We start from the raw sequence: 3,972 nt of genomic DNA, 5'->3' as shown, positions 1-3,972 counted from the left end.
CGCCGGCGTCATCAAGATGGTCATGGCCCTACGCAACGGCCAACTCCCCGCCACCCTGCACGTCGACCAGCCGTCACCGCACGTCGACTGGGAATCCGGCGCGGTGTCCCTGCTGACGACGGCCCAACCGTGGGAGCGCGACGGCCGCCCCCGCCGCGCGGGCGTGTCCTCCTTCGGCATCAGCGGCACCAACGCCCACGTCGTCGTCGAGGAAGCTCCCACGTCCGGGGCGCCATCCACGACGGAGACTGCCGGCCCGGTGCCGCTCGTCCTGTCGGCCAAGACCGGTGCCGCGCTGCGGGAGCAGGCCGCCCGACTCGCCGCCGCTATCGAACCCGACACCAGCCTCGCCGACGTAGCCCACTCGCTCGCCACCACCCGCACCGCCTTCGACCACCGCGCGGTCGTCATCGGCACCGACGCCACCGGGCTGCGGGCACTGGCCGACGGCGAGCCCGCTGCCAACGTCATCCAGGGCGTCGCGACGGGCGGCCGCACGGTGTTCCTGTTCCCCGGGCAGGGCTCCCAGTGGACCGGCATGGCCCTGGACCTGATGGACAGCTCCCCAGTGTTCGCCGACCACATGCGACGCTGCGCCGACGCCCTCGCACCCCACCTCGACCTACTCACCGAGCTGCGCGGCCCCCTCGACCGGGTCGACATCGTCCAACCCGCCCTCTTCGCCGTCATGACCTCACTCGCCACCCTATGGCAGCACCACGGCGTACAACCCGACGCCGTCATCGGCCACTCCCAAGGCGAAATCGCCGCCGCCTACGTCGCCGGCGCACTGTCCCTCCAGGACGCAGCCCACGTGGTGGCCCTACGCGCCAAAGCCATCACCGCACTGCCACCCGGCGGCGGCATGGCCTCCATCACGGCACCCGCTTCGGCACTCACGCTCCCGGACGACCTGCACATCGCCGCCATCAACGGACCGTCGTCCACCGTCGTCGCTGGTGACTCCGCCGCCCTCGACGCGTACGTCGCCGAGTGTGAGGCCAACGGGATACGTGCCCGCAAGATCGCTGTCGACTACGCCTCGCACAGCCCGCACGTCGAAGCCATCCGCGACGACATCCTCCACCTGCTGGACGGCATCCAGCCCCGTGCGGCCGCCATCCCGTTCCACTCCACGCTCACCGGTGGCCTGATCGACACCACCTCACTGGACGCCGACTACTGGTACCGCAACCTGCGCCACACCGTCCAACTCCACCCGGTCATCGAGACACTCCGCACCGACGGACACGAACTGTTCATCGAATGCAGCCCCCACCCAGTACTCGTATCCGCCGTAGACACCACAGCCATCGGCACCCTACGCCGCGACGAGGGCCACAACCGGTTCCTCACCTCACTCGCCGAGGCCCATGTTCTGGGTGCCGGTGTCGACTGGACCACCGTCGTCAGTGGACGCATCATCGACCTGCCCACCTACCCCTTCCAGCACGAGCGGTACTGGCTCGACAACCCCGCCTCCACCGGAGACGCCACCAGCCTCGGCCAGACCCCGATCGACCACCCCTTGCTCGGTGCGGCCGTCTCGTTGCCGGACACGGGCGGTGTCATGCTCACCGGGCGTCTGTCGCTCGCTACGCACCCGTGGCTGGCCGACCACGCCGTCCAGGGCACCGTCCTGCTGCCCGGCACCGCGTTCCTGGAGACGGTGCTGCGCGCCGCCGACGAGGCCGGCTGCCACCGGGTCGACGAGCTGACCCTCCAGACGCCGCTGGTGCTGCCCGCCGAAGGCGCCGTGCACCTGCGGGTCACGGTCAGCCGGGCGGACGGCGACGGCCCGCGGTCCGTAGCCGTGTACGCCCGGCCGGAGGGCGCGGAACCCGACGCCGAGTGGACCCGGCACGCCACGGGCTCCGTCTCCGCTTCGGCCGGCGGCGGCGAGCCGTCGACGCTCGCCCAGTGGCCGCCGTCGGGCGCGGTGCCGGTCGACGTGTCCGACCTGTACCCGGAACTCGCCGCGACCGGGCTCGAGTACGGCCCGGTTTTCCAGGGCCTGCAAGCCGCGTGGCGGTCCGGTGGCGACGTGTACGCGGAGATCGCGCTGCCGGATGAGCAGCGCGACGAGACTGCCTGGTTCAGCGCCCACCCGGCGCTACTCGACGCCGCGCTGCACGCCGCCGCGCTGGCCACTCCCGGCGGCTCGGCGACGCGGCTTCCGTTCGCCTGGGCGGGCGTGTCGCGGTACGCGGCGGCCGGCGGCACGCTGCGGGTGCGGCTGACGCCGACCGGGGCCGATACGGTGGCGCTGGCCGTGGCCGACGCGGAGGGCATGCCGGTGGCTACGGTCGAGTCGCTGGCCATCCGGCCGGTCAGCCCGGAGCAGCTCGCGGCCGCCTCCGGCGCTCACCACAACGCGCTCTTCGAGGTCGAGTGGGTGCCGGTGCCCGCCACCGACACGCTCCCAGCGGACGCGGTCGTGGCCGACGTGCCCAGCGACGACCCAGCCGAGGCCACCAAGCACGTCCTAGACCAGCTCCAACAGCACCCCGGCCCACTTGTATTCACCACCCACAACACCCTGGCAGGCGCGGCGGCCCGCGGCCTCATCCGCTCGGCACAGACCGAAAACCCCGACCGCATCAGCGTCGTCGACCTCGACCGCGACTACGACACCATCCCGTTCAACGCCACGGAACCAGAACTCACCATCCGCGACGGCCAGGCATACGCCCCACGCCTGACCCGCGTCACTGACGGCGGCGGCGAGAACCCGACACTGGACGGGACGGTGCTCATCACGGGTGGCACCGGCGGCCTGGGTGCCATTCTTGCCCGCCACATCCAAGCCGACCGTCTCGTGCTCGCCTCGCGCCGAGGGCCGGACGCACCCGGCGCCGCCGAACTGGCGGGGCCCGGCGTCGAGATCGTCGCCTGCGACGCCAGCGACCGCGACGCCCTCGCCGCGCTCATCAACTCCATCGACGACCTCACGGCCGTCATCCACACCGCGGGCGTCCTGGAGGACGCGGTCGTCGACTCCATGACCCCGTCACAGATCGACACCGTCTTCGCACCCAAAGTGGACGCCGCGTGGCACCTGCACGAGCTCACCCAGCACCTGGACCTGAAGGCGTTCGTGCTCTACTCCTCCGCGGCCGGAACGCTGGGCACGGCTGGCCAGGGTAACTATGCCGCCGCCAACGCCTATCTCGACGCACTCGCCCACCACCGCCACTCCCTCGGCCTGGCTGCCACCTCACTCGCCTGGGGACTCTGGGCCGACAACAGCGGCATGACCGGACACCTCGACCAGACCGACCGCGCCCGGCTCGCCCGCACGGGTGCCGTCCCACTGACCGCCGAAAAAGGGCTGTCCCTCTTCGACACCGCCCTCCGGCTCGGCCGCCCCGCGCTCGTCACCGCCCACCTCGACCTGCGCGCCTTCACCAGCGGCGGTACGCCGCCCGCCCTGCTGCGCGGCCTCGTCCGGGTACCCGCCCGCCGGGCGGTCGGTGGCGACCTGCGGCAGCGGATCGCCGGCCGCCCCGAGGCCGAGCAGCAGCGGGTCCTGCTGGACCTGGCGCGTACACACGTGGCGGCCGTGCTCGGCCACGCGTCGAGCGAGTCGGTCGAGGCCGACGTCGCCCTGCGCGAGCTGGGCTTCGACTCGCTCACCGCCGTCGAACTGCGTAACCGCCTCAACACCGCCACCGGCCTGCGGCTGCCGGCCACCCTGGTCTTCGACCACCCGACACCGGCCGCGCTCGCCGCCCGGCTCCGGACGGAACTGCTCGGCGCGTCCAGCGGGCCGGCGCGCGCCGCGACCGTCGCCGTTGGCTCCGACGAGCCGATCGCCATCGTGGGCATGGCCTGCCGGTATCCGGGCGACGTGCACTCACCGGAGGACCTGTGGCACCTGGTGGCTGACGGCGTCGACGCGGTCACACCGTTCCCGGTGAGGCGCGGCTGGGACGTGGACGGCCTGTACGACCCGGATCCCTCGCAGACGGG

Annotated in this window: 1 protein-coding gene; it reads left to right on the top strand. The window is 72.4% G+C overall.

Annotation, left to right across the window (positions count from 1 at the left end):
• Positions 1-3,972, top strand: a 3,972-nt coding sequence (locus V6V89_RS41115; RefSeq protein ID WP_442935327.1) for an SDR family NAD(P)-dependent oxidoreductase, incomplete at both ends; no start/stop codon positions are given.

It is taken from the genome of Micromonospora sp. CPCC 206061 (assembly GCF_036906915.1).
In the GTDB taxonomy this organism is placed as follows: domain Bacteria; phylum Actinomycetota; class Actinomycetes; order Mycobacteriales; family Micromonosporaceae; genus Phytohabitans.
The sequence above is the reverse complement of the archived record's forward strand: the minus strand, read 5'-3'. Positions and strand labels throughout refer to the sequence as shown.